Origin of the sequence: uncultured Brachybacterium sp., from assembly GCF_947500705.1 — a bacterium.
Lineage (GTDB): Bacteria > Actinomycetota > Actinomycetes > Actinomycetales > Dermabacteraceae > Brachybacterium.
The window spans coordinates 543,666-564,772 of the sequence record NZ_CANMSY010000003.1 but is presented as its reverse complement, the minus strand read 5'-3'; the positions used below and the strand labels follow the sequence as shown (position 1 = coordinate 564,772).

Below are 21,107 nucleotides of genomic sequence, written 5' to 3'. Positions count from 1 at the left end.
GAACGTCACTGCGGTTCCGATCCGTCCGGGGCGCTTCCTTGCTGCTCATCACGTTCACCAGCGCGCAGCTCGACACGTCGCCGATCTGGATCGACAAGATCGTCATGTCGACGAGCGACACGACCTGCCCGCCGCCGCGGCGGCACCAGCGACAGATGTCGGTGGTGCCGCTCGGGGTGGTCAGCCGGCCTGGCTCATGAAGGCGATGCCCTGCTCCGCCTCGAGACGGTGCAGGAATGCGGCGGTGGCATCACGGTTCATCGGGGACAGCGGGCGATAGGTGCCGTCCCACCAGCCCTTGGTGATGCCCTCGCCCTGCAGCCAGGCGATCTCGGCCGCGTACTGGCTGCTCGCCGGGACGTCCTTGAAGGGACGCTCGGTGGGCCTGGGCACGCTGGGCGATCCTGCGTAGCGGTACACGAATGCCGCCATGGCGTCACGCGCGATGGGCTGGGTGGGGCGGAAGGTGCGGTCGGACCAGCCAGTGGTGATGCCCTGCTGGAAGGCCCAGATGATCTCCGTGTAGTGCGCCTGGCCCTTCCTGACGTCCGTGAACGGCTCGCTGCGCGGGAGGCTCACGTCGGGCGAACCCGCCAGGCGGTAGAGGAATGCGGCCATCGCGTCGCGATTGACCGGCTGCAGCGGGCGGAAGGTGGAGGTGCCGTCCGCCTCCTTCCAGCCCTTGGCGATGCCGTTCTCGAAGGCCCACAGGACCGACTCATAGTGCTCGTCGCCGGGGCCCATGTCGGTGAAGGGGTGCGCGGGCTTCTCGACCTTCGGCAGCACCTGGACGATCGTCGGCTTGGGGCCGGTGCCGTCGAAGTCGGGGAAGAACGAGGTGTGGGCGCCGTAGTCGCCGTTCTCTCCCGGATGCTGCACTGCCACGAACGCGGTGCGGTCCTGATCGCGGATCACGGGGCCGCAGGTCTCGGCATCGCGGGGGACGGCGAGGAACTGCTCGACCCGGCCTCGGGACTCCCCCTCGAGGGTGACGCGGAACAGTCCGTCGTTCTTCCCGATGCTGCCGGGTTGGCCGTCGGTGGAGATCCACAGGTTGCCCACCGAGTCGAAGGCGAGGTTGTCCGGGCAGGAGATCGGGGAGACCTGGTCCTTCGGGAAGCCCGCGAAGTAGGTGGTGTCGATCTGCTCGGGGTCGCCGCACAGCAGCAGGATCTTCCAGCCGAACTCGGTGCCCGTCGGATCGCCCAGCTCAATGGTGAAGTCCGTGGCCGACGACGGCGGCGTGAAGATGCCGAGCTTCCTCGGCTACGTGCGCTCCGCCTTCATCTACCTGGCCCCGGTGCTGCTGGCCATGATGCTGCTGTTCATCGCCGACCCCTGGTGGGCGAAGGCGCTCGGCGTGCTGACGGTCGTGCTGATCCTCGTACGCGTGCTGCGGCACGCCACCGCTCCGCCGCCCCAGGTGCTCGGTCGTGGCGACCGCCGTGATCCCTCAGAGGCCCCCGCACAGGACTGACCCAGTGCGCGGGCGCCCGGAGCACCGATCCACCCGCACCCCTCTGCAGGAGCAGTCCATGACCTCACCCTCCGCCGCCGTCTTCGATCGCGGGACCTTCCGCGTCCGCCATCCCTTCGAGGAATGGGTCACCCGGGCGATACCCGGTGGCGCCCTGCTGCTGGTGGCCACGGTGCTCGCGCTGCTGCTGTCCAACACCGCGGCGTCGGAGCTGTACTTCACGGTCCGCGACACCCACGTCGGGTTCGCCCTCGGTCCGTTCGACCTGGATCTCTCGATCGGGCATTGGGCGTCCGACGGGCTGCTGGCCGTCTTCTTCTTCCTCGCCGGGCTCGAGCTCAAACAGGAGTTCGTGGTCGGTGACCTGCGCTCTCCGTCCAAGGCGCTGGTCCCGATCGCCGCGGCCTTCGGCGGTGTGGCCGTGCCCGCGATCATCTACACCGTCATCAACCTCGCCGGCCCGGAGGGGTCCGGCAGCGGCTGGGCCATCCCGGCGGCCACCGACATCGCCTTCGCGATCGCGATCCTCGCCCTGCTGGGCTCGAGCCTGCCGCCCGCGCTGCGCACCTTCCTGCTGACCCTCGCGATCGTGGACGACCTGATCGCGATCACCATCATCGCGATCTTCTACACCTCGGATCTGCGCCTGTGGATGCTCGCCCTCGCCCTGGTGCCGATGGCCGCCTTCTGGTGGCTGACCAACAAGCGCGAGGCCTGGTTCAAGCAGCACTACTGGACCGCGTGGGTGCTGCTGCTGCCGCTCGCGCTGCTGGCCTGGGCGCTGTTCCTGAACTCCGGCGTCCACGCCACCATCGCCGGCGTGGTGCTCGCCTTCCTGATCCCCACCCGGGGGATCTCGAAGTACGGGAAGCAGCACTCCCTCTCGCACACCCTCGAGCACCGCGTCCGCCCGTTCTCGAGCGCGTTCGCGGTGCCCGTGTTCGCGTTCTTCAGCGCAGGCGTCGCCGTGGGCGGGGTGTCCGGCCTGCTGGACGCCTGGCAGTCCACGGTCGCGCTCGGCATCATCGCGGGCCTCGTGCTCGGCAAGATCCTCGGGATCGTCGGCATCTCGTTCCTGCTCACCACGTTCACCAGCGCACGGCTCGACTCCTCGCTGAAGTGGGTCGACATGATCGGCATGTCAGCGGTGGCCGGCATCGGCTTCACCGTCTCGCTGCTGGTCTCCGAGCTGAGCTTCGAGAGCGGGGATGTGCTGTACGACTGGGCGAAGGTGGGCGTGCTGACCGCCTCGCTGCTCGCCGCGGTGGTCGGCGCGGTGATCCTGATCCCTCGCAACCGGATGTACGCGAAGCAACAGCGGGAGTCGGGCGCCGAACCCGACACCTACGACCGCGGCAGCGACTGGGGCGCCGACGGCTGACCCCCGACCACACCGCCAGCTGGGCCACCACAACATTGTCCCTGGTGAGCTCTGAACGCTTCACAGCCGTTCACACCTCACCAGGAACAGGCTTCCGGCGGCGACTCCGTGCGGAAACGTCACCCGCGGCGGAGTCCCGGCGGTGGCGCCCTGTGGGGGCGGCGCCGGAGCCGGAGGTCAGCCGCGCTTCGGCAGCACCTGGATGACTGAGGGCTTGGGGCCCACGCCGTCGTAGTCGGGGAAGTAGGACAGCTGATCGCCCCACTGGCCGTCCTCGCCCGGGTGCTGCACCGAGACGAAGGCGGTGCGGTCCTCGTCATGGATGATCGGCCCGCAGGTCTCACCGTCGCGGGGGACGGAGAGGAACTGCTCGACGCGACCGCGGGCCTCACCCTCCAGGGTCACCCGGAACAGTCCATCGCCGTAGCCGATGCCCGAGGGGGCGCCGTCGGTCGAGATCCAGAGGTTGCCCACCGAGTCGAAGGCCAGGTTGTCGGGGCAGGAGATCGGCGAGACCTTCTCCACGGGGAAGCCGGAGAAGTAGGTCGTGTCGCCCTGTGCCGGGTCGCCGCAGAGCATCAGCAGATTCCACGCGAAGGAAGTCGAGGTCTGGTCGCCCTGCTCATCGATCTCGACGATGTGGCCGTCGCGGTTCTCGGCGCGCGGATTCATCTCGTCGGCCGGGGCGTTGCCGCCCACACCGCGATTGGAGTTGTTGGTGCAGGCCACGTACACGCGGCGGGAGTGCGCGGACGGCTCCACGTCCTCGCAGCGGTCCATCTTGGTGGGGCCCACCGCATCGGCTGCGAGGCGGGTGTTGACCAGGACCTCCTCGACGGTGAAGCCGGGCACCGCCGACTCCCCGCCGACGACCAGCGGCAGCCATTCGCCGGAGCCGTCGAAGGAGCCGTCGGCCGGGACCTCGCCCGAGCCGTCGATCTCGGCAGAAGGGGAGTTTCCGTCGAACTTCGCCACGAACAGGTCGCCGTTCTCCAGCAGCGTCAGGTTGTGCGCCCGGTCGCCCTCGACGTAGGTGTCGCGGGAGACGAACTTGTAGAGGTAGTCGAAACGCTCGTCGTCACCCGAGTAAGCCACCGCGCGGCCGTCCTCGGCGAGGATCACGTTCGCGCCCTCGTGCTTGAAGCGGCCCAGCGAGGTGTGCTTGCGCGGGGTCGAGGTGGGGTCGAAGGGGTCGACCTCGACGATGTAGCCGAAGCGGTTCGGCTCGTTCTCATAGCCCTCGTTGCGGGAGTCGTAGCGGTCGTACTTCGCCTCCCAGCCGCGGGCGGTGGCCCGGTCTGCCAGGCCGTAGCGCTTCTCAGCCACGGAGGCGCCCGAGGTGCGGAAGTAGCCGTTGAAGTTCTCCTCACCGGAGAGCAGCGTGCCCCACGGGGTGAGACCGCCGGCGCAGTTGCCGAGGGTGCCCAGGACGGTGGTGCCCGAGGGGTCCTCGACCGTCGTGACCAGGTCGCTGCCGGCGGCGGGACCGGTGAGCGTGAACTCGTCGGTCAGCAGGATCCGACGGTTCAGCGCGGCGCCCTGCACGTACTCGTAGGGGAAGTTCTTGTTCTTCCGCTCGAGCTCGACGACGGTGAGGCCATGGGCGGCCATGCCGATCTCGATCCGGTCGTCCTCGTCGGTCTCCGGCGGCAGCATGATGTTCTCGTTCGTGTACTCGTGGTTCACGAACATCACGGCGCGCTTGCCGTGACTGCCCGGGATCTCCTGGATCTCCGTGTAGTCGTTGTTGTAGCCGAACTGCTGCTTCTGCGCCTCGGCGCTCTGCGCATTCCAGTCGAACTCGGGAGCGTCGGCGAACAGCGGATCGCCCCAGCGGATCACCGGGTGCCAGGCGAAGCCCTCGGCGACGGTGAACTCGTCCACGGTGTAGTCCACGGGGGCGATCGCCTCGAAGCGGAGCTTGGAGCCGTTCGGGGCGAGCACGCCGGACGTGCCCTTGCCGTTGTCGGACCCCTCGCCTGCGCCCTTGCCCTTGCCCCTGCCCTTGCCGGGATCAGCGAAAGCGCCCTGAGTGCCGCCCAGAGCGATGGCGAGCGCTGCGGTGGAGCCACCGATCACCGTGCGGCGCGAGAGCGCGGAGGAGGCGATGTCCCGGAACGTCGGGTTGTCGCTGTGGTTGCAGGGGCCGGCGGCGCACTGGCTGGCGCACTTGAGGGCACAGGTCACGGCGGAGCGCTTGCCGCGCGCCGCATCCTTCATCAGCAGGGGGAGGTCGATCAGTGACATGACGGGAGTTCCTTCGCTGTAGTCAGACCGCTGCGCGAGGAGGAGCAGGGCACGGACGACCGTGCACCCGCGGGATGAGGAGATGCCAACCTGCGGGGAACGCTCAGGTGAACTCTTCGATGCGATCCGACGTCGCCACGCGAAAAGCACGAAGCCCGACCCCCTCGAAGGGTCGGGCCTCGTGCAGCGACGGGAGTGTTCGGCGCCAGGTGCGCGTCAGAAACGCGCCGGCGCGACGAATCCCTCGGGCTTGACCAGCACCACCGGCACCGGGGATTCGATCGCGACCCGCTGGGACGTGGATCCCAGCAGGATCTTCCCGATCGGGGTGCGCTTGCGGATCCCGAGCACCACCAGGATCACGTCGTCGTGCTCGATCGCGTCGAGGATGTCGTCCGCCGGATCATCGCGCTTGGGGACGGTGCGCAGCTCGTACTCGAGCCCGGTCTCCGCCAGGCGCTCGTCGAGCGGTCGTGTGTCGGTGACGCCGCGAGCCTTGCGGGGGTCCGGGGCCCGCTCGGAGGCGAGCACCAGCAGCGAGGCGTCGCGTCGCGTCGCCTCCTGGACGGCGAAGGCGAGCGCGGCCTCGCTGGTGGCACTGGGAACGTAGGCCAGCAGAATGGTGGTCATGGATTCTCCCTCGGGGAACACAGGGTGGGGCGGGCGGGGGCTGGAGAGCGGGGCGGGCGGGGGCTGACGAGCGGCGCGGGTGGGGGCTGGAGTGCGGGGCGGGCGGGGGCTGGAGTGCGGGACGGGGGCTGGAACCGGTCAGGGTCGGAGAGTGGCCGGGTACAGGCGCAGGTCAGGGCTTCCCGATGTCATCGGGACGGTGGAAGCGGGTGCGCCGGGCCTTGACCGCGCTGTTGTAGAACCAGGTGACGATGTAGAGCAGCAGACCGATCGCGAGCAGGCCACCCGCGATGACGTAGTTCTGGGCGGGCTGCGCGAGCGGGGTCACCAGCGCGAAGGAGGTGATCGCGCCGATCACCGGGAGCGCCGTCGGCGTGCGGAAGTGCCGTACCCCCACCTTGTCCTTGCGCAGCACCAGCACCGAGACGTTGACCATGCCGAAGACCGCCAGCAGCAGCAGCGCGGTGGTGCCTCCGAGCGCGGCGATCGTCTCCTCGGCGAGCACGTAGCGCACCGAGAGCACCAGGGCGAAGGCCAGCACGGTGGAGAAGATGATGCCGGCCCAGGGGGTGCGACGGCCCCGCAGGACGCCCTTGAGGAAGCCGGGCAGCACGCCCTGCTTCGACATGCCGTAGAGCAGGCGGGAGGCCATCATCATGTTGATCAGCACGGTGTTGGCGACCGCGAAGATCGAGATGAACGCGAAGATCGTGTCGATCGGGATATCCGGTGCGCCGACCTTGACCACTTCGAGCAGCGGGGTCGTGGACTCGGTCAGCTGACCGATCGGCACCACCGCGACCGCGAGGATCGAGATCAGCACATAGATCACGCCGGTGATCGACAGGCCGCCGATGAGGGCCCGGGGGAAGTTCTTCACCGGGTCCACGGTCTCCTCGGCCATGTTCACCGAGTCCTCGAAGCCGACCATCGAGAAGAACGCCAGCGCGGTCGCGCCGATGACGGCCATCATGAAGCTCTTGTCGCCCTGGGTCTCGAAGAGAACCACCTGCGAGAGGTCCGCCTGGCCGCGCCCGAGCGCGTAGAAGCCGACCACGATCACGAGCGCGAGACCGGTCAGCTCGATGAACGTGAGCACCACGTTCGCCTTCACCGACTCGGCGACGCCCCGGAGGTTGATCAGGGCCACCAGCACCAGGAAGACCAGGGCGATCCCCGTGGCGACCGCGCCGGCGGAGTCGCCGAGGGACTCCTCGAGCGCGAAGGCCTTGAGCACGTTCTCCGAGAGGAAGATCGCGCTGGTCGAGGCCGAGGTGATGCCCGAGGACAGCACCGCGAAGGTGACCATGAAGGTCAGGAAGTGGATCCCGAACGCCTTGTGGACATACAGCGCAGCGCCCGCGGCCTGCGGGTACTTGGTGACCATCTCGACATAGGACAGGGCAGAGATCATCGCGATCGCGAAGGCGATGATGATCGGGATCCAGCCGGCGCCGCCGACCTCGCCCGCGACCTTGCCGGTCAACGAATAGACACCGGTGCCGAGGATGTCGCCGACGATGAACAGCAGCAGCAGCTTGGGCGTGATCGCCTTCTTCAGCGTCGGCTCTTCGGTGCTCGACGGATCGGTCCCGCCGACGGCGGCCGACGCGGTTTCACTGGGCTCGCTCATGAGAATTCTCCAGGGAAGGGGACAGGGCCGAACGACGGGCACGAGCCGGGCCCCCGAGGCGGGACCGCGGCTGCGGGGACTCCGCACGACGGTGCAGGAACTCTACCCCCGGTGACCGGCCTCACAGGTCATTGTGCCTCTCTGCGGCGCCGTCATCTCAGCGCGAACGCTCCGGAATCTCCGGACGCTCCGAAGGCTCCGAAAGCTCAGGGACCTCCGCCGCGACCTCCCCTGCCCCTGCCGCACCGGGCGTCACGCCGGTGTCCTCGTCGGCGTCCCGACTGCGGGAATCCAGGCGCAGGGTCTGCACCCACTGCCGGGAGGCGTCGGAGCTGATCGCCATCACGCCGAGGGCCGAGGCCCCCACCCCCACCAGCAGCGAGTGCGAGACCTCCCCGCCCACCGAGGTGGCCAGTGCCAGCCTGCCGAAGGCGTCGGCCGTGAACAACGCCATCAGCGCGATCCGAGCCCAGCGGCTGCGGCGCAGCACCCCGAGCTGGAGCAGCAGCAGGGCTGCGGCGAACAGTGCGGCCGGGATGATCTCCCCCGGGGTGGGCAGCACCAGCGCGGCCTCGGGGAACCGGATCAGCAGGTCCGTGCCGGTCCCCATCGCCACCGCCTGGACGGTGACCAGCAGTGTCTGGAGCAGGGCGAGCACCCCGGTGAAGACCACCGTGGGCGGCGGCAGATGGTGGTCGGCGGCGCGGGCCATGACCTCGTGGAAGTCGTCCACCGTGCCCTGCCACTGGGCGGTCAGCTCGTCGGCGACCTCCACCCGTCGGCCGCCCGAGCTCCCGAGACGGGCGGCCGCCAGGGCGGTCTGGGTCGCGGCCCGAGCTCGGGACTTCATCACCGAGGTGCCGGTGGGGCGATGGCGCGCGAGCATGATCGCGCTGGCCCCGTCGGAGCGCGAGGCGGCTTCTTCCACGTCGATCACCGGCAGATCGCCGTCGGTCTGGAAACGATCGCCCTGGCCGTTGCGGTCGTGATACGCGGTGGAGAAGTCCTGGATCACCTCCACCTCGATCTGCGGATCGGCGTAGCGCACGGTGTCGACGAGGTAGTCGCGCTCGACGTCGATGTTCTCGTCGATGCGATGGGTGATCTGCAGGGTGAAGAAGGAGAAGCCGACGGCGCGGTCGTAGGTGCCCGCGGCGAGCCAGTCCGTGCGGTAGCCGCCGGGCAGCACGAAGTCCGGGGGCATCCGCCAGAAGCGCACATGGTGGCGCTTCTCCGTGGTGCCGCCCACCTCCTGCTGGTAGGTGAAGTCGTGGCGCCTGCCCATCAGATACAGGTTCGACACCGGTGCCGCCGGGTAGGAGCGGCGCAGCAGCGTCGAGCGGACCATCGACCAGGCCGAGGCCAGGGTCCGCTCCTCGGCGAGCACCCAGCCGGCCCTCCGCATCGCCACGTGCAGGTCGCGCTCGGGCCCATCGAAGGCGAGGTTGATCGGGTCCGAGAGCACCCCCTCGGTGGTGCGGGTGCGTCCGAAGAAGTAGTCCGGCAGATAGATCCAGGTCATCAGCTGATGCAGCCGGGGCAGCGTGATGTAGGTCAGCAGGATCCAGAACCCCAGCAGGTACAGCAGCCGCACCGGGGTCAGGGAGAAGCCCTCCACCAGGTACAGGAGGGCGAGCCAGATCGAGACGACGACGCCCGCGGCGATGAACACGTTGTCCAGCAGCGCATAGAGATCCACCCGCCGCCTGCTCGCGGTATGCCCACGGGCGTGGTCGTAGGCAGGCAGCCCTTCGGGCACCGGCCGGTCCAGGGCGACCAGACGTGGCGTGCGCATCGGCGTCACCGCGCCGGCCCCGGACTCCTTGAGCTCATGCGCCCATCGTAGGCGTGGAGCGCGCCCGTCCCCCACCCCAGGCGGGCGGCTCTGAACGTCGCGGCCCCTCGCGCTCCGGGCCTAAGGTGCGGAGAACCCGTTCCTCAGGACCTCAGGAAGGCCCTTCATGCCTGCAGCATCGCCCGCCGTCCCGCTCGTGCCGTTCCACGACGGCCATTCCATCCCCCAGCTCGGCTACGGGGTGTTCAAGGTGGACCCCGCGGCCGCCGCCGAGATGACCGCGAGGGCGCTCACCGCCGGGTACCGCCACATCGACACCGCCAAGGCCTACGACAACGAGGCGGGAGTGGGACGTGCGATCGCCGAGTCCGGGATCGCCCGCGATGACCTCTTCGTCACCACGAAGCTCGCGAACGACTCCCACGCCTTCGACGACGCGATCGCCGCCGGCGAGGCCTCGCTCGAGGAGCTCGGCCTGGACTGCCTAGACCTCTACCTGGTGCACTGGGCGGCCCCCTCACAGGGCCAGTACGTCGAGGCCTGGAAGGCCCTGATCGAGCTGCAGAAGCGCGGCCTGGTCCGCTCCATCGGCGTCTCGAACTTCCCGATCGCGCAGTTGGAGGAGATCATCGAGGCGACCTCCGTGGTCCCCGTCATCCACCAGATCGAGCTCCATCCCTACTTCCAGCAGCGTGAGCTGCGCGCATTCCACGCGGAGCACGGCATCCTCACCCAGGGCTGGGGCCCGCTCGGTCAGGGGAAGTCAGATCTGCTCGAGAACGACGTGGTCACCGGCATCGCCGAGGCGCACGGGGCGACCCCGGCCCAGGTGATCCTGGCCTGGCATCTCGCGAGCGGCTTCATCACCATCCCGAAGTCGGTCACGCCCTCCCGCATCGTGGAGAACCTCGCCGCGGCGGAGCTCGAGCTCACCGCCGACGAGGTCGCCGCGATCGACGGTCTGGACCGCGAGGACGGACGCGGGGGCACGGACCCGGCCACTCGCTGAGCTGAGGCCGCGGATCGGTCGATTCCGTCCCACGAGCAGCACGATTCCGGCTCGGAATCGGCCGATCCTGTCGTGGGACGGCTCGGCCGAGCCGAGCCGTCGCTCAGTAGTAGACGGCGAGCGGGCCCGTCGGCCCGTCGATGACCTGCACCGGGGTGTCGAACACGCGGCTGAGCACCTCGCCGTCCATGATCTCGCCGACGGGACCGGCCTCGACCACGCCGCCGTCCTTCATGGCGATGATGTGGTCCGCGTAGTGCGCGGCAAAGTTGATGTCGTGCAGGACCACCACGATGGTGCGCCCGAGCTCGCGGGCGGCATCACGCAGCCGCGCCATCATCTGCACGCTGTGGCGCATGTCGAGGTTGTTCAGCGGCTCGTCCAGCAGCACGTACTCGGTGTCCTGGGCGAGGACCATCGCGACATAGGCGCGCTGGCGCTGCCCGCCGGAGAGCTCGTCGAGATAGCGGTCCTCGAGCTCGTCGAGGTTCAGGAAGTCGATGGCCTCGGAGATCTTGTGCTCATCCAGTGCCGTCAGGCGCCCCTTGGAGTAGGGGAAGCGGCCGAAGCCCACCAGCTGACGCACGGTGAGCCGGGTGATGAAGTGGTTCTCCTGGCGCAGCACCGAGAGGATCTTGGCGAGGTCCTTCGAGGCGGTCGCGGCGATGTCATAGCCCGCGACCTCGATCGCGCCCTCGTCGATGCCGAGCAGGCGCCCCACCATGGTCAGCAGCGTCGACTTCCCGGCGCCGTTGGGACCCACCAGGGCGGTGACCCCGCCGGAGGGGATCTGCGTGGTGACCGGTCCGATCACCACGTTCCCCGAGGTGGAGGTGTACTGCTTCCGCACTGCGTCGATGGTGATCACAGGCGCCCCTTCCGCATGATGACGATGAGGAACACGGTTCCTCCGACGAGCTCGATGATGATGGACACGACGCCCTGCGCGTAGAACACGTGGTTCATGACGAAGTACGCGCCGGCGAGGACCACGAAGGCGGTCAGCGCCCCGATCGGGAACAGCAGGCGGTGGTCGTGAGTGCCCGCCAGCTGGTAGGCGAGGGTCGCCACGAGGAAGCCGAAGAAGGTCATCGGGCCCACCAGTGCGGTGGAGACGGCCATCAGCACCGAGACCAGCACCAGCATGTAGATGGTCTGGCGGCCGTGGTCGACGCCGACGTTGATGCACACATCGCGGCCCAGCGAGATGACGTTGAGCTTGCGGGCGTTCAGCCAGATCAGCAGGCCCGCCACCGCGATCATCGGGATTGCGAAAGGCAGGTACTCGACGCTCGCATTGGTGACCGAGCCGAAGAGCCGGGCGGTGAGGACGTCGAACTCGCTCGGGGTCAGCAGGCGCTGCATGAAGGTCGAGACCGCCCCCATCCCGCCGCCGATGATGATGCCCACCAGCAGCATCACCTGGATGTTCGCGTACTTGCCGCGCAGCAACCAGCCGTACAGCAGCACCGAGAGCCCCACCATCAGCGCCACCTGCACCAGGAACTGGCCGGTGCCCTGCAGAGCGACCACCCCGGCCACCCCGAGGGTGTAGACGGCGGCGGTCTGGATCACGGCGTAGAGGGATTCGAACCCCATGATCGAAGGGGTGATGATGCGGTTGTTGGTGACGGTCTGGAAGGTGATCGTGGCGATCGCCTGGCAGAACGCGACCACCGCCATCACGATCACGGAGGTGGCGCGCATCTCGGCGATCAGCCAGAAGCCCCGCGAGCCCACCGGCATCGGGTTGTCGATCGCGAGCAGGCCCAGCGCGAAGCCGGCCGCGAGCAGCGTCAGGGCGATGAGCACGATCCAGTAGCGGCGGCGGGACGTCACGTCGCGGAAGGCGCCGGAGCTGCTGCGCGCGCTGCGCGGGGCCCCGATCACCTCGAGATCGGCGACGAGATCCGCCGGGGAGGTGCTGATCGTCGCGCTCGGAGCCTCGGTGTCGACCATGCCCAGTCGGCGATCGCCGTGGGGGTGCGCGAGCGGCCGGGTGGTGGCGGCGCGCAGGGACGAGGAGCGGTGCTGGGACGAGGGGTGGCGCTGAGGCGCGGGAGTCCGCTCAGCCATGTCGACGCTGCTTCATCAGCAGGGCGATGAAGACGACCGCTCCCACGATCCCGAGGATCAGGGAGACAGGCACCTCGAAGGGCATGATGATGGTGCGGCCGATGAGGTCGCAGACGGTGACGATCGCGATGCCGAGCAGGCACACCCAGGGCAGGTTCGAGCGCAGGTCGTCACCGCGGACCATCGAGACCACATTGGGCACGATCAGGCCCAGGAACGGCAGATTGCCCACCACCACGGTGACCACGCCGGTGGCGATCGCGACCAGTCCGGTGCCCAGCAGCAGCACCCGCTGGTAGTTCACGCCGACGTTGGTGGCGATGTCCTCGCCGAGCCCGGCGACGGTGAGCCGGTCGGCCACGATGAAGACCGCGACGCCCACCAGCAGCACGATCCACAGCACCTCGTAGCTGCCGCGCAGCACGGAGGTGAAGGACCCGGCGAACCAGACCCCGAGGTTCTGCAGGGCGTCGAACTGGAGTGCGACGAAGGTGGAGATGGAGCCGACGACGGCACCGAGCATGATGCCGATGATCGGCACGATCAGCGAGCTGCGCAGGGTGACCTTGCGCAGGAACAGGAAGAACACCATCGTCCCCACGAAGGAGAAGATGATCGCGACCGTCATCCGGGTCAGCAGGCCCGCCCCCGGCACGAAGATCATCACCAGGATCAGTCCCAGCCCCGCCCACTCGGTGGTGCCGGTGGTCGAAGGCTCCACGAAGCGGTTCTGCGTCATCAGCTGCATGATCAGCCCGGACATCGCCATTGCCGCACCGGCCAGCACCAGGGCGATGGTGCGGGGGATGCGGGTGATGGCGAACATCTCCGCACCGTTCTCGGCGCCGAACACGTCGTAGACGCCGGTGAAGAGCGAGGCGACCAGCAGCAGCGCGACCGCCACGACGCCGATCACGAGCTTGCCGTCGATCAGCCGTTCACGACCGCGACGCCGCTGCGGGGGCGACACGGTGGTGCGCGAGGGAGTGGACATCAGGTCTCCTGGGAGGAGGGCAGGGGCGGCGCGAGCGCGGGGCTCCGACGGGATGGCCGTGACGCCTCCGGCGACGATACGCGCACACGCCGTGCGGCGGGCGGGACCTTGTCGGTCCTGCCCGCCGCATGGTGATCAGTGCTGGGGAACGTGGCTCAGACCTTGGCCTCGAGCGCGTCGGCCAGCGCGGTGAAGAACTCGGTGTAGGTCTGGATCGACTCGTTGGTGTAGGTGTCCGCGGGCATGTAGACGATGTTGCCCTCCGCCACTGCCGTGACTCCGGCGAGCGCCTCGGAGGTGCTCAGCAGCTCATTGGCGGGCTTGTACTCCGGATCGTCGGCGGAGACGGCCGCGTCGCGGTCCATCACCAGGATCCAGTCCGGGTTCGAGGAGGCGATCGCCTCGACGGAGATGTCATCGCCCTGGTGGTCGTCGCTCGCGCCCTCGACCTCGAGCGCGGGCACCAGGGCGAGCGCCTCGAAGGCCCAGCCCAGGGTGCGGCCCTTGCCGGGGGCGATGTAGCCGATCTCGCCACCGGAGGTGTTCACGGCCATGACGGTGTCCGAGCCGTTGTAGGCGGCGGTGACGCGCTCGATCGCGGCGTCGAGGTCGGTGCCGAGCTGCTCGGCCTCGGCCTGCTTGCCGAAGACCTCGCCGAGGACGGCGACCTGGCGCTTGAGCTCGTCGGCGAAGGGCTGGTCATCGCGAGGATCGAGCTCGAGGATGGTCGCCTCGGGGGCGAACTTCACGAAATCGTCGTGGTAGTCGGCGAAGCGCTGGCCGTTGATGATCAGGGTCGGCTCGGCGGCGACGACCGCTTCGAGGTCGGGCTCGCGATGGTTTCCGAGGTCGATGATCGACTCGTCGTCCTTGAGCGGATTGGTCGCCGGCATCAGGGTGCGGGCGGCGGCGGTGAGGGTGACGCCCCAGTCCGCGAGAGTCTCGAAGGTGCGGTTGTCCGTGGCGACCACGGACTTCGGCGGGGTCTGGACGGTCTGCGGGCCGTTGTTGTCCTCGACCTCGACGGTGCCGGCCTCGGCCCCGTCGTCACTCGCACCGGAGCCGGCTGCGGCATCGGTCTCGCCGGCGGCACCGCCACAGGCGGTGAGGACCAGGCCGAGGGCGCCTGCCGTGGACAGGGCGCCGAAGTGGCGGCGGGTGAAGGAGGTCATGGGAAGGCTCTCTCTCGGCAGATGCGGGAACCGCTGGCGGCAGGACCCCGCGGTGTGGGTTCAACTGAGGGTAGCCTCACCTCCTCGCATTACGCCACTCAAGTATTGCGATATTGATCGGAAGTCACTGTTCCGCTCTGTGACGTCGGTAACACGCTGCGGCCTGCGGCCAGGCCGCTAGGGTGATCCCCGGTGTCGCGCCGTGGGTGGCGCAGGAGGATCACACGGAAGATCACACGGAGGATCACCGCATTCCGAGGGGGACTGCATGAACGACCGTGACGGCGCGCCGGGCCCACAGCTGCCGGACTTCGCCGGTGGTGGGCACAGAGACGGAGCGCCTAAGCTGCCGGACTTCGCCGGCGGCGGGCACGACGGAGGTCGGGGCAGAGGCCCGGACGAAGGGCGGCGTCGTGGGCAGCGGGGAGGGCAGGGCCTCGACGGGCACTCCCCCGTCGGCCACGGCCCCACCGGGACCGAGCGCCCCACCGGGCGCGGCAGCAGGGGCGTCATGCTCGCGGTGCTTCTGGGCGGTGCGGGCTTCCTCGTGGTGGCCATCGCCGTGGTCGCGCTGGTGCTCTCGCAGACGCTCTTCGCCGGCGGCCCCGAGGTGCCCACCGCGGGCGGAGGCACCACCGCCACCGAGTCCGAGGACCCCGAGACGCCCGAGGAGTCCCGCTCGCCCGAAGACGTCGCCACCGAGGAGCAGACGGACGAGGCCGGTGACAGCGAGATCACCTTCGCCGAGCAGCCCACCGTCGACTGCACCGTTCACGACAACGCCGTGGCGACCGAGCAGGTCGAGGGCGTGGTGCGCGGGGGCGGCCTCGAGTTCCCGCACCTCGAGGGCTGGGAGGTGGGCGCGGACTGGAGCGGATCGAGCGCCTATACGACCGACCAGAGCTCCGCCCATCAACCCGTCGAGAGCGGCTGGTTCACGGTCGCCTCCGTCGGCGCGATCGATTATCCCGAGGAGGAGGGCGGCTATCCCGGTGCGCAGGAGACCGCTCGCGCGCTCTTCCAGTGCGGGCTCAGCCGGGAAGAGGTCAAGGAGATCTACGACGACCCGGCAGAGCTGAAGGACTACCGCGAGGAGCAGACCACGGTCGACGGCCACACGGCCTGGATCGTCAGCGCCGATGTGCAGCTCTCAGAGCTCGCCCTGGTCCACACCACCGAGGCCTGGCGGCTGACGGTGATCGTCGTGGACACCCCGGATGGACCGGCCGCATTCGACGGCGGTGCAGCCCTCGGCCACGACCAGCAGTTGGCCGACCTCGAGACGATGATCGAGAGCCTGCAGGTGCTCTGAGCTCCGCGCCCCGCTGCGGGCTGCGGGCTGCGGGCTGCGGGCTGCGGGCTGCGGGCTGCGGAACATGGGACGCCAGACACTCCAGGGCGCACATCCCTTCAGCCTGGTCGGCTGCGGAATGCGCGCCCTGGAGGGTGCCGGCCCCTGTCCGAGGGGCGTCGGGGTCAGTCCTTGGCGGGCTTCCCGTTCTGGGAGAGGACCAGTGCGGCCGCGATCGCGAGCAGCCAGCTGTCCTTCGCCACGGCGGTGCCGTCCTGGCTGGGGCGAACGCCATCGGCCTCGGTCATTCCGGGGGTGCGCAGGTACATCGAGACCATCGAGCCGGAGAAGGCGGCCAGGCCGAGGCCCGCGACCTTGGTGGGCACGAAGGGCAGCAGCAGTGCGGCGCCCACCGCGATCTCGCCGTAGCTGAGGAACTTCGCGAACTGCTCCGGGGTGAGCTTGCCCAGCGGCGGCACGCCCTGCGCGGCCATGCCCTGCATGTGTCCGGCGGTCTGGGGATCCATGCCGAGCTTGCCGATGCCCGAGTTGAGGATGAAGGCGCCGGGGACGGCGCGCAGGATGGCGGTGCTGAGGGCCATGGGGAGAGCCTTTCAGAGAGACTTGTTTTCGTTTTCAACGATAGGCGTGCCGGACGGGACTGTCGAGCCCTCCCGGGCCACAGGCGAGAGACTGTGACGATGCACATTCTGCTCCTCTGCTCCCGATGAGCGCCTCCGTCCTGGCCCTCGTGCTCGTGGCCGCGCTCTGCCACGCGCTGTGGAACCTCGCGGCCAAACGCGTGGACACCGACGGCTTCACCTTCGTGTGGTGCTACGACCTGGCCTCGGTGGTGCTGTGGGCACCGCTGGCGATCTACGCGCTGATCCGGGCGGACCTCGGGGTCACCCCCGCTCTGCTGGTGGCGCCGCTGATCTCCGGAGTGCTCCATATCGCCTATCAGCTCACCCTCCAGACCGGCTATGCCAGGGCGGATCTCGGGGTCGTGTACCCCGTCGCCCGCGGGGTCGGCCCGGTGCTGAGCATGGTGGTCGCGATCCTGGTGCTCGGGGAGCGTCCGGGCTGGGCGGCGGCGCTCGGTGCGCTGACGGTGATCGCCGGGATCGTGGTGGTGGCGACCGGCCACTCGGGCACCAGCCGCCAGGGAGTCCGTGCCGGCGTGGCCTGGGGCGCCATGACCGGCGTCGCGATCGCCGCCTACACCCTGTGGGACAGCATCAGCGTGACCACCTTCGGGCTGCCGCCGGTCACCTATTTCGTGAGCAGCTGCCTGTGGCAGGTGGTGCTGATGACCCCCGCCCTCCTGCGCCGGCACCGCGACCAGCTGAGCCCGGTGCTCCGCACCCGGTGGCGGGAGATCGCGGCGGTCGCCGTGCTGTCACCGCTGGCCTACGTGCTGGTCCTGGAGGCGATGCGCACCGCGCCGGTCTCACTGGTCGCGCCCGCCCGCGAATCGAGCATCGTGGTGGGGTCGCTGCTGGCCTGGTGGCTGTTCAAGGAGCCGAACCCGCTGAGACGGCTGCTGGGCGCGGGGATCGTCCTGTCCGGGATCGTGCTGGTCGCGCTCTGAGCATCGCGGGAGCTCGCGGCTCGTGCCTCACACGGGTCCGCTCCGAGTGCGGCGCGGCAGGAGCTCAGACCCGGGCGATGATCTCCGCGTGGAGCAGGTTGAACCAGCCGGTGGGATCCGCGGCCCAGCGCTGGAACTCCTGGGCGATCTGCTCCCGCTCGGCCGCATCGGCCCAGCCCTCGCGCTCGAGCTGCTGCGCGATCGGGGGCGAGGTGATCCGCCCCGACCAGCTCGCGGCCCAGCTCGCCCGCTCCGGTGCCGTGGCGTACAGCAGGGTCGAGGTGCTCGCGGTGACGTCGGTGAAACCGGCCTCTAGCGCCCAGGCCAGCAGGCGTCGGCCGGCATCCGGGGTGCCGCCGTTCGCCCGGGCGGCGCGCAGGTACAGCTCGAGCCAACGGTCAAGGCCCGGCAGGGCCGGCCACCAGCGGAAGCCTTCGTAGTCGCTGTCGCGCACCGCGACGATCCCGCCCGGGCGGGTGACCCGACGGAACTCGGCGAGGGCCTGCACGGGGCCGGGCACGTGCTGGAGGACCTGATGGGCGTGGACCACGTCGACGGTGCCCACCGCGAAGGGCAGCTCGTGCGCATCGCCGACCACCACCTCGACGCCGCCCAGGCCCTGAGCGTCGAGCTCCGCGCGCGTGATGGCGGCTGCCTCGTCCGAGATCTCCAGGGCGGTCACGTGCTCGGGGCCGACGATCCGGGCGAGGCCCGCGGTGATCGTCCCGGCGCCGCTGCCCACGTCCAGCAGGCGCATGCCTTCGCGCAGATGCGGCAGCAGGTGGGCGGCGGAGTTCTCGGCGGTGCGGTGGCGGTGGCTGTCGAGCACCGCGGCGCCGTAGCCGTGGGTGTAGGCAGGGCGCTCTGAAGGATCTGCGACGGGGTCAGGCATGGTCCTGGACGATACCCGGCAGGATCAGTGCGATCACGGCCGTGCCACCCACCGGTCGCAGCGGGGCGCGACCGGGAGCGGCAGGCCGGGACCTCAGCCCTCGACGCCTGCGGCGCGCCGCGTTGAGCGTCGGTCCCACAGCACCGCCGTGACGACCATCGCGATCCCGACCACCACGCCGATCGCGGTCTCGACCACGCGCGCCTCGAGCGTCGGCCCCACCGGCTGGGGATGGGCCAGCTGCACCATCAGCAGCGCGAGCGGGGTGATGAACAGCAGGGCGAAGGCGTAGTTGCGCATGACGTACAGCTCGGCGATGAACTGCAGCACCACCACCCACACCACCAGCTGCCAGGGCTCGGCGGGGAAGGAGAGCAGGAAGGCCGTGGTGACCACGCCGAGGGTCGTGCCGATCACGCGGTGCAGGCCGCGCTCGATCTGCAGCGCCCGGCCGGGGGCGGCGAGCGGCGCGATCGCGGCGATCTGCGCCCAGTAGGGGAAGGGCAGGCCCGAGGCGAGGCCCAGGACGCCCGCGATCGCGGCGGCCAGCGCGAAGCGGCTGAACTCGGCGCCCAGCTGCGCCCGGGTCCAGGTCTCCCGCGCGGGTCGCGCTTCCGCCCCGGGGTGCCGCTCCCCCGCCCAGTGCCCGAGGAGCCCGAGCCCCACGCACAGGCTCGCGCAGGAGCCGGCGATCAGGAAGGCGACCCAGACGGGCGCGGCCGGCGGCGCCGCGGCCACTGCCGCGACCGCGAACAGCGGGAAGATCGCTCCGCCCGGCTTCAGCCCTCGGGCGAGCACGAAGGTGGCGCTGAACCCGGCGATCACGGCGCCCACCAGCAGCGCCAGCCAGGACTCCGCGAGCGGCGACATCGACTCGCCGAGCTGCGCGAGGGCGGCCCCGAGCGTCACGCAGATCGTGAGCATCGCGCCGGCGAGCGACTGGCGCCGGAACCGCAGCCGGGTGGGCTCGTACTTCGAGTAGATGCCCGTGAACGCGCCGAACCCGACGTACATCGCCCAGTCGACCCGGTCCGTCAGCAGCAGCACGGCCATCGGGATCGCCAGGCCGATCGCGATCCGGAACGCGGGGATGTGGTCCACGCGTCCGGGGGCGAGGCTGACCATCCGCTGGGCTGCGGACTGGATCCGGGCCGGGGCTGAGGGCACGGGACTCCTTCCGGGATATCGCCATCAGCAGCCATGGACGGCGACGGGCAGTGGCGGATCGGCTCTGTGCTGAAGGCGGCGTTCATCCTATTCCCCGCCCCGCTCCCGGCGCCGCGCCCGGCGACCGTCGCTCTCGTGCACTTCCGTGGGAGAATTCACGGCAGTCCTCGCCTTCCCGTCGTCCGATCCCCGTCGGACCCCTCCTCCCCGGAGCTTCCATGTCCTCCCCTGAGCGCATCCCCGCCCCCATCGGTGGCGCCGGCGTCATCGAGACCGCCGGCATCGAGATCATCGCGGAGTCGGAGCGCGTCGCGAAGCCGCGCGATCTGGTCTGGCCCTGGTTCGCGGCGAACGTCTCCGTCTTCGGCATGAGCTACGGCTCCTACCTGCTCGGCTTCGGCATCAGCTTCGTGCAGGCCACCATCGTGGCGATCATCGGCATCATCATCAGCTTCCTGCTGTGCGGGCTGGTCGCGATCGCGGGCAAGCGCGGCAGCGCCCCGACGATGGTGCTCTCGCGCGCCGCCTTCGGCGTGCACGGGCAGAAGGTGCCCGGGATCGTCTCCTGGCTGACCTCGATCGGCTGGGAGACCTCGCTCGCGATCTCCGCGGTGCTCGCCACCGCGACCGTGTTCGACGTGCTGGGCCTCGCCTCCGGGCAGGCGGTCACGGTGATCGCCGCGATCCTGATCGCCGCCCTGATCGTGGGTGCGAGCGTGCTCGGCTATCACACCATCATGAAGATGCAGTCGATCCTGACCTGGGCGACCGGGGCGATGACGATCCTCTTCATGATCCTCACGATCCCCCACATCGACCTCGACGCCGTGCTCTCCGCCCCCTCAGGCTCCCCGCAGGCGATGATCGGCGCGCTGGTGATGGTGATGACCGGCTTCGGCCTGGGCTGGATCAACATCGCCGCCGACTGGTCCCGCTACCAGAAGCGCACAGCCTCTGATGGGTCGATCGTGCTGTGGAACACCGTGGGCGGCGCCGCGGCGCCGGTCGTGCTGGTGATCTTCGGGCTGCTGCTGGCCGGCTCCGACGAGGGCCTGCGCGGCGCGATCGAGGGCGACCCGATTGGTGCGCTGGTGACCATCCTGCCGCTGTGGGCGCTGATCCCCTTCTGGATCGTCGCGGTGCTGACCCTGGTCTCCGGCGCGGTGCTGGGCATCTACTCCTCGGGGCTCACCCTGATCAGCCTCGGGATCCGCATCCCGCGCCCGGCCGCCGCTGCGGTCGACGGGCTGATCCTCACCGCCGGCACCATCTGGGTGGCGTTCTTCGCGACCAGCTTCATCGGCCCGTTCCAGAGCTTCCTGATCACCCTCGGCGTGCCGATCGCGGCCTGGGCGGGAATCCTGATCGCCGACATCCTGACCCGCCGCGCGGACTACGACGAGAAGGCCCTGTTCGACCCCACCGGACGCTACGGCGCCTTCGACTGGACCTCGATCATCACCATGGTCGTCGCCTCGATCCTGGGCTGGGGCCTGGTCGTGAACGGCTTCACCGAGGACGCGCCCTGGAACAACTGGCAGGGCTACCTGCTCGAACCGCTGGGCCTGGGCACCTTCGTGGAGGACCCGGCCGGCTCCTACTGGGACGGCAACTGGGCGTACTCCAACATCGGCGTGCTGCTGGCGCTGGTGCTCGGCTTCGGAGTGACGCTCATCGCGCGGCGCGGGAAGATCCGTCGCCAGGAGCAGCGCTGAGCCGACCGCCCGGCCGTCGGGCGTGGGCAGGGGCGCC

18 protein-coding genes and 1 pseudogene are annotated in these 21,107 nt (G+C 69.6%); 7 read left to right on the top strand and 12 right to left on the bottom strand.

The features are described 5' to 3' along the window. The first annotated feature begins 38 nt into the window (after window positions 1-38). On the top strand, window positions 39-200 hold the full coding sequence (locus tag Q0937_RS08665) for a hypothetical protein (RefSeq protein WP_299302388.1): 162 nt from the start codon (window positions 39-41) through the stop codon (window positions 198-200). Here the strand turns inward: Q0937_RS08665 and Q0937_RS08660 are convergent. Beyond that, window positions 181-1,212: pseudogene (locus Q0937_RS08660) on the bottom strand (S-layer homology domain-containing protein); the annotation flags it as partial. The gene Q0937_RS08665 and the pseudogene Q0937_RS08660 sit on opposite strands and share 20 nt — an antisense overlap. A gap of 13 nt (window positions 1,213-1,225) precedes the next feature. Between Q0937_RS08660 and Q0937_RS08655 the strand changes: the two are divergent. Continuing rightward, complete coding sequence (locus Q0937_RS08655) at window positions 1,226-1,477, top strand: hypothetical protein (protein WP_299302386.1); 252 nt, start codon at window positions 1,226-1,228, stop codon at window positions 1,475-1,477. A 58-nt stretch (window positions 1,478-1,535) separates the two neighbouring features. Then, on the top strand, window positions 1,536-2,858 hold the full coding sequence (gene nhaA / locus Q0937_RS08650) for a Na+/H+ antiporter NhaA (RefSeq protein ID WP_299302383.1): 1,323 nt from the start codon (window positions 1,536-1,538) through the stop codon (window positions 2,856-2,858). 177 nt (window positions 2,859-3,035) lie between these two features. Here the strand turns inward: nhaA and Q0937_RS08645 are convergent, their stop codons facing one another. The 4 genes from Q0937_RS08645 to Q0937_RS08630 form a co-directional block, all read right to left on the bottom strand. Beyond that, window positions 3,036-5,105, bottom strand: coding sequence for a PhoX family phosphatase (locus Q0937_RS08645; protein WP_299302380.1), 2,070 nt, complete (start codon window positions 5,103-5,105; stop codon window positions 3,036-3,038). A 216-nt stretch (window positions 5,106-5,321) separates the two neighbouring features. Then, complete coding sequence (locus tag Q0937_RS08640) at window positions 5,322-5,735, bottom strand: universal stress protein (RefSeq protein WP_299302377.1); 414 nt, start codon at window positions 5,733-5,735, stop codon at window positions 5,322-5,324. A 172-nt stretch (window positions 5,736-5,907) separates the two neighbouring features. Continuing rightward, entirely contained in the window at window positions 5,908-7,368 is a 1,461-nt protein-coding gene (locus tag Q0937_RS08635) for an APC family permease (protein ID WP_299302373.1), read from the bottom strand. Between the two features lie 157 nt (window positions 7,369-7,525). Then, entirely contained in the window at window positions 7,526-9,163 is a 1,638-nt protein-coding gene (locus Q0937_RS08630) for an LssY C-terminal domain-containing protein (protein WP_299302370.1), read from the bottom strand. Window positions 9,164-9,329: 166 nt separating this feature from the next. Between Q0937_RS08630 and Q0937_RS08625 the strand changes: the two genes are divergently transcribed. After that, window positions 9,330-10,172, top strand: coding sequence for an aldo/keto reductase (locus Q0937_RS08625; protein WP_299302367.1), 843 nt, complete (start codon window positions 9,330-9,332; stop codon window positions 10,170-10,172). Window positions 10,173-10,275: 103 nt separating this feature from the next. On the opposite strand, the gene Q0937_RS08620 is transcribed toward Q0937_RS08625, so the two are convergent. The 4 genes from Q0937_RS08620 to Q0937_RS08605 form a co-directional block, all read right to left on the bottom strand. Further along, window positions 10,276-11,040, bottom strand: coding sequence for an ABC transporter ATP-binding protein (locus Q0937_RS08620; RefSeq protein WP_299302364.1), 765 nt, complete (start codon window positions 11,038-11,040; stop codon window positions 10,276-10,278). Beyond that, on the bottom strand, window positions 11,037-12,131 hold the full coding sequence (locus Q0937_RS08615) for an iron chelate uptake ABC transporter family permease subunit (RefSeq protein WP_299302506.1): 1,095 nt from the start codon (window positions 12,129-12,131) through the stop codon (window positions 11,037-11,039). Before Q0937_RS08615 ends, Q0937_RS08620 begins: the two co-directional genes overlap by 4 nt. A gap of 109 nt (window positions 12,132-12,240) precedes the next feature. Further along, the gene (locus Q0937_RS08610) at window positions 12,241-13,242 is read right to left on the bottom strand and encodes an ABC transporter permease (RefSeq protein ID WP_299302361.1); all 1,002 of its coding nucleotides are present in this window, start codon (window positions 13,240-13,242) and stop codon (window positions 12,241-12,243) included. Between the two features lie 155 nt (window positions 13,243-13,397). Beyond that, window positions 13,398-14,414, bottom strand: a complete 1,017-nt coding sequence (locus tag Q0937_RS08605; protein WP_299302358.1) for a siderophore ABC transporter substrate-binding protein — start codon at window positions 14,412-14,414, stop codon at window positions 13,398-13,400. A 268-nt stretch (window positions 14,415-14,682) separates the two neighbouring features. Between Q0937_RS08605 and Q0937_RS08600 the strand changes: the two genes are divergently transcribed. Then, on the top strand, window positions 14,683-15,726 hold the full coding sequence (locus Q0937_RS08600) for a hypothetical protein (protein ID WP_299302354.1): 1,044 nt from the start codon (window positions 14,683-14,685) through the stop codon (window positions 15,724-15,726). A 164-nt stretch (window positions 15,727-15,890) separates the two neighbouring features. On the opposite strand, the gene Q0937_RS08595 is transcribed toward Q0937_RS08600, so the two are convergent. Continuing rightward, window positions 15,891-16,307: a DoxX family membrane protein gene (locus Q0937_RS08595; protein ID WP_299302350.1), complete on the bottom strand. Its 417-nt coding sequence runs from the start codon at window positions 16,305-16,307 to the stop codon at window positions 15,891-15,893. A 125-nt stretch (window positions 16,308-16,432) separates the two neighbouring features. Between Q0937_RS08595 and Q0937_RS08590 the strand changes: the two genes are divergently transcribed. Further along, window positions 16,433-17,296, top strand: coding sequence for a DMT family transporter (locus Q0937_RS08590; RefSeq protein WP_299302347.1), 864 nt, complete (start codon window positions 16,433-16,435; stop codon window positions 17,294-17,296). A gap of 64 nt (window positions 17,297-17,360) precedes the next feature. Here Q0937_RS08590 and Q0937_RS08585 read toward each other — a convergent pair whose 3' ends face one another. Continuing rightward, window positions 17,361-18,188, bottom strand: coding sequence for a methyltransferase domain-containing protein (locus tag Q0937_RS08585; protein ID WP_299302344.1), 828 nt, complete (start codon window positions 18,186-18,188; stop codon window positions 17,361-17,363). Window positions 18,189-18,281: 93 nt separating this feature from the next. Continuing rightward, a complete protein-coding gene (locus tag Q0937_RS08580; protein ID WP_299302342.1) occupies window positions 18,282-19,355 on the bottom strand; it encodes an FUSC family protein in 1,074 nt (357 codons plus the stop codon). A gap of 218 nt (window positions 19,356-19,573) precedes the next feature. Here Q0937_RS08580 and Q0937_RS08575 point away from each other — a divergent pair, with 218 nt between their 5' ends. Continuing rightward, window positions 19,574-21,070 carry a cytosine permease gene (locus Q0937_RS08575; protein ID WP_299302339.1) on the top strand — a complete coding sequence of 499 codons (1,497 nt, stop codon included), beginning with the start codon at window positions 19,574-19,576 and terminating at the stop codon, window positions 21,068-21,070. Window positions 21,071-21,107 lie beyond the last annotated feature (37 nt).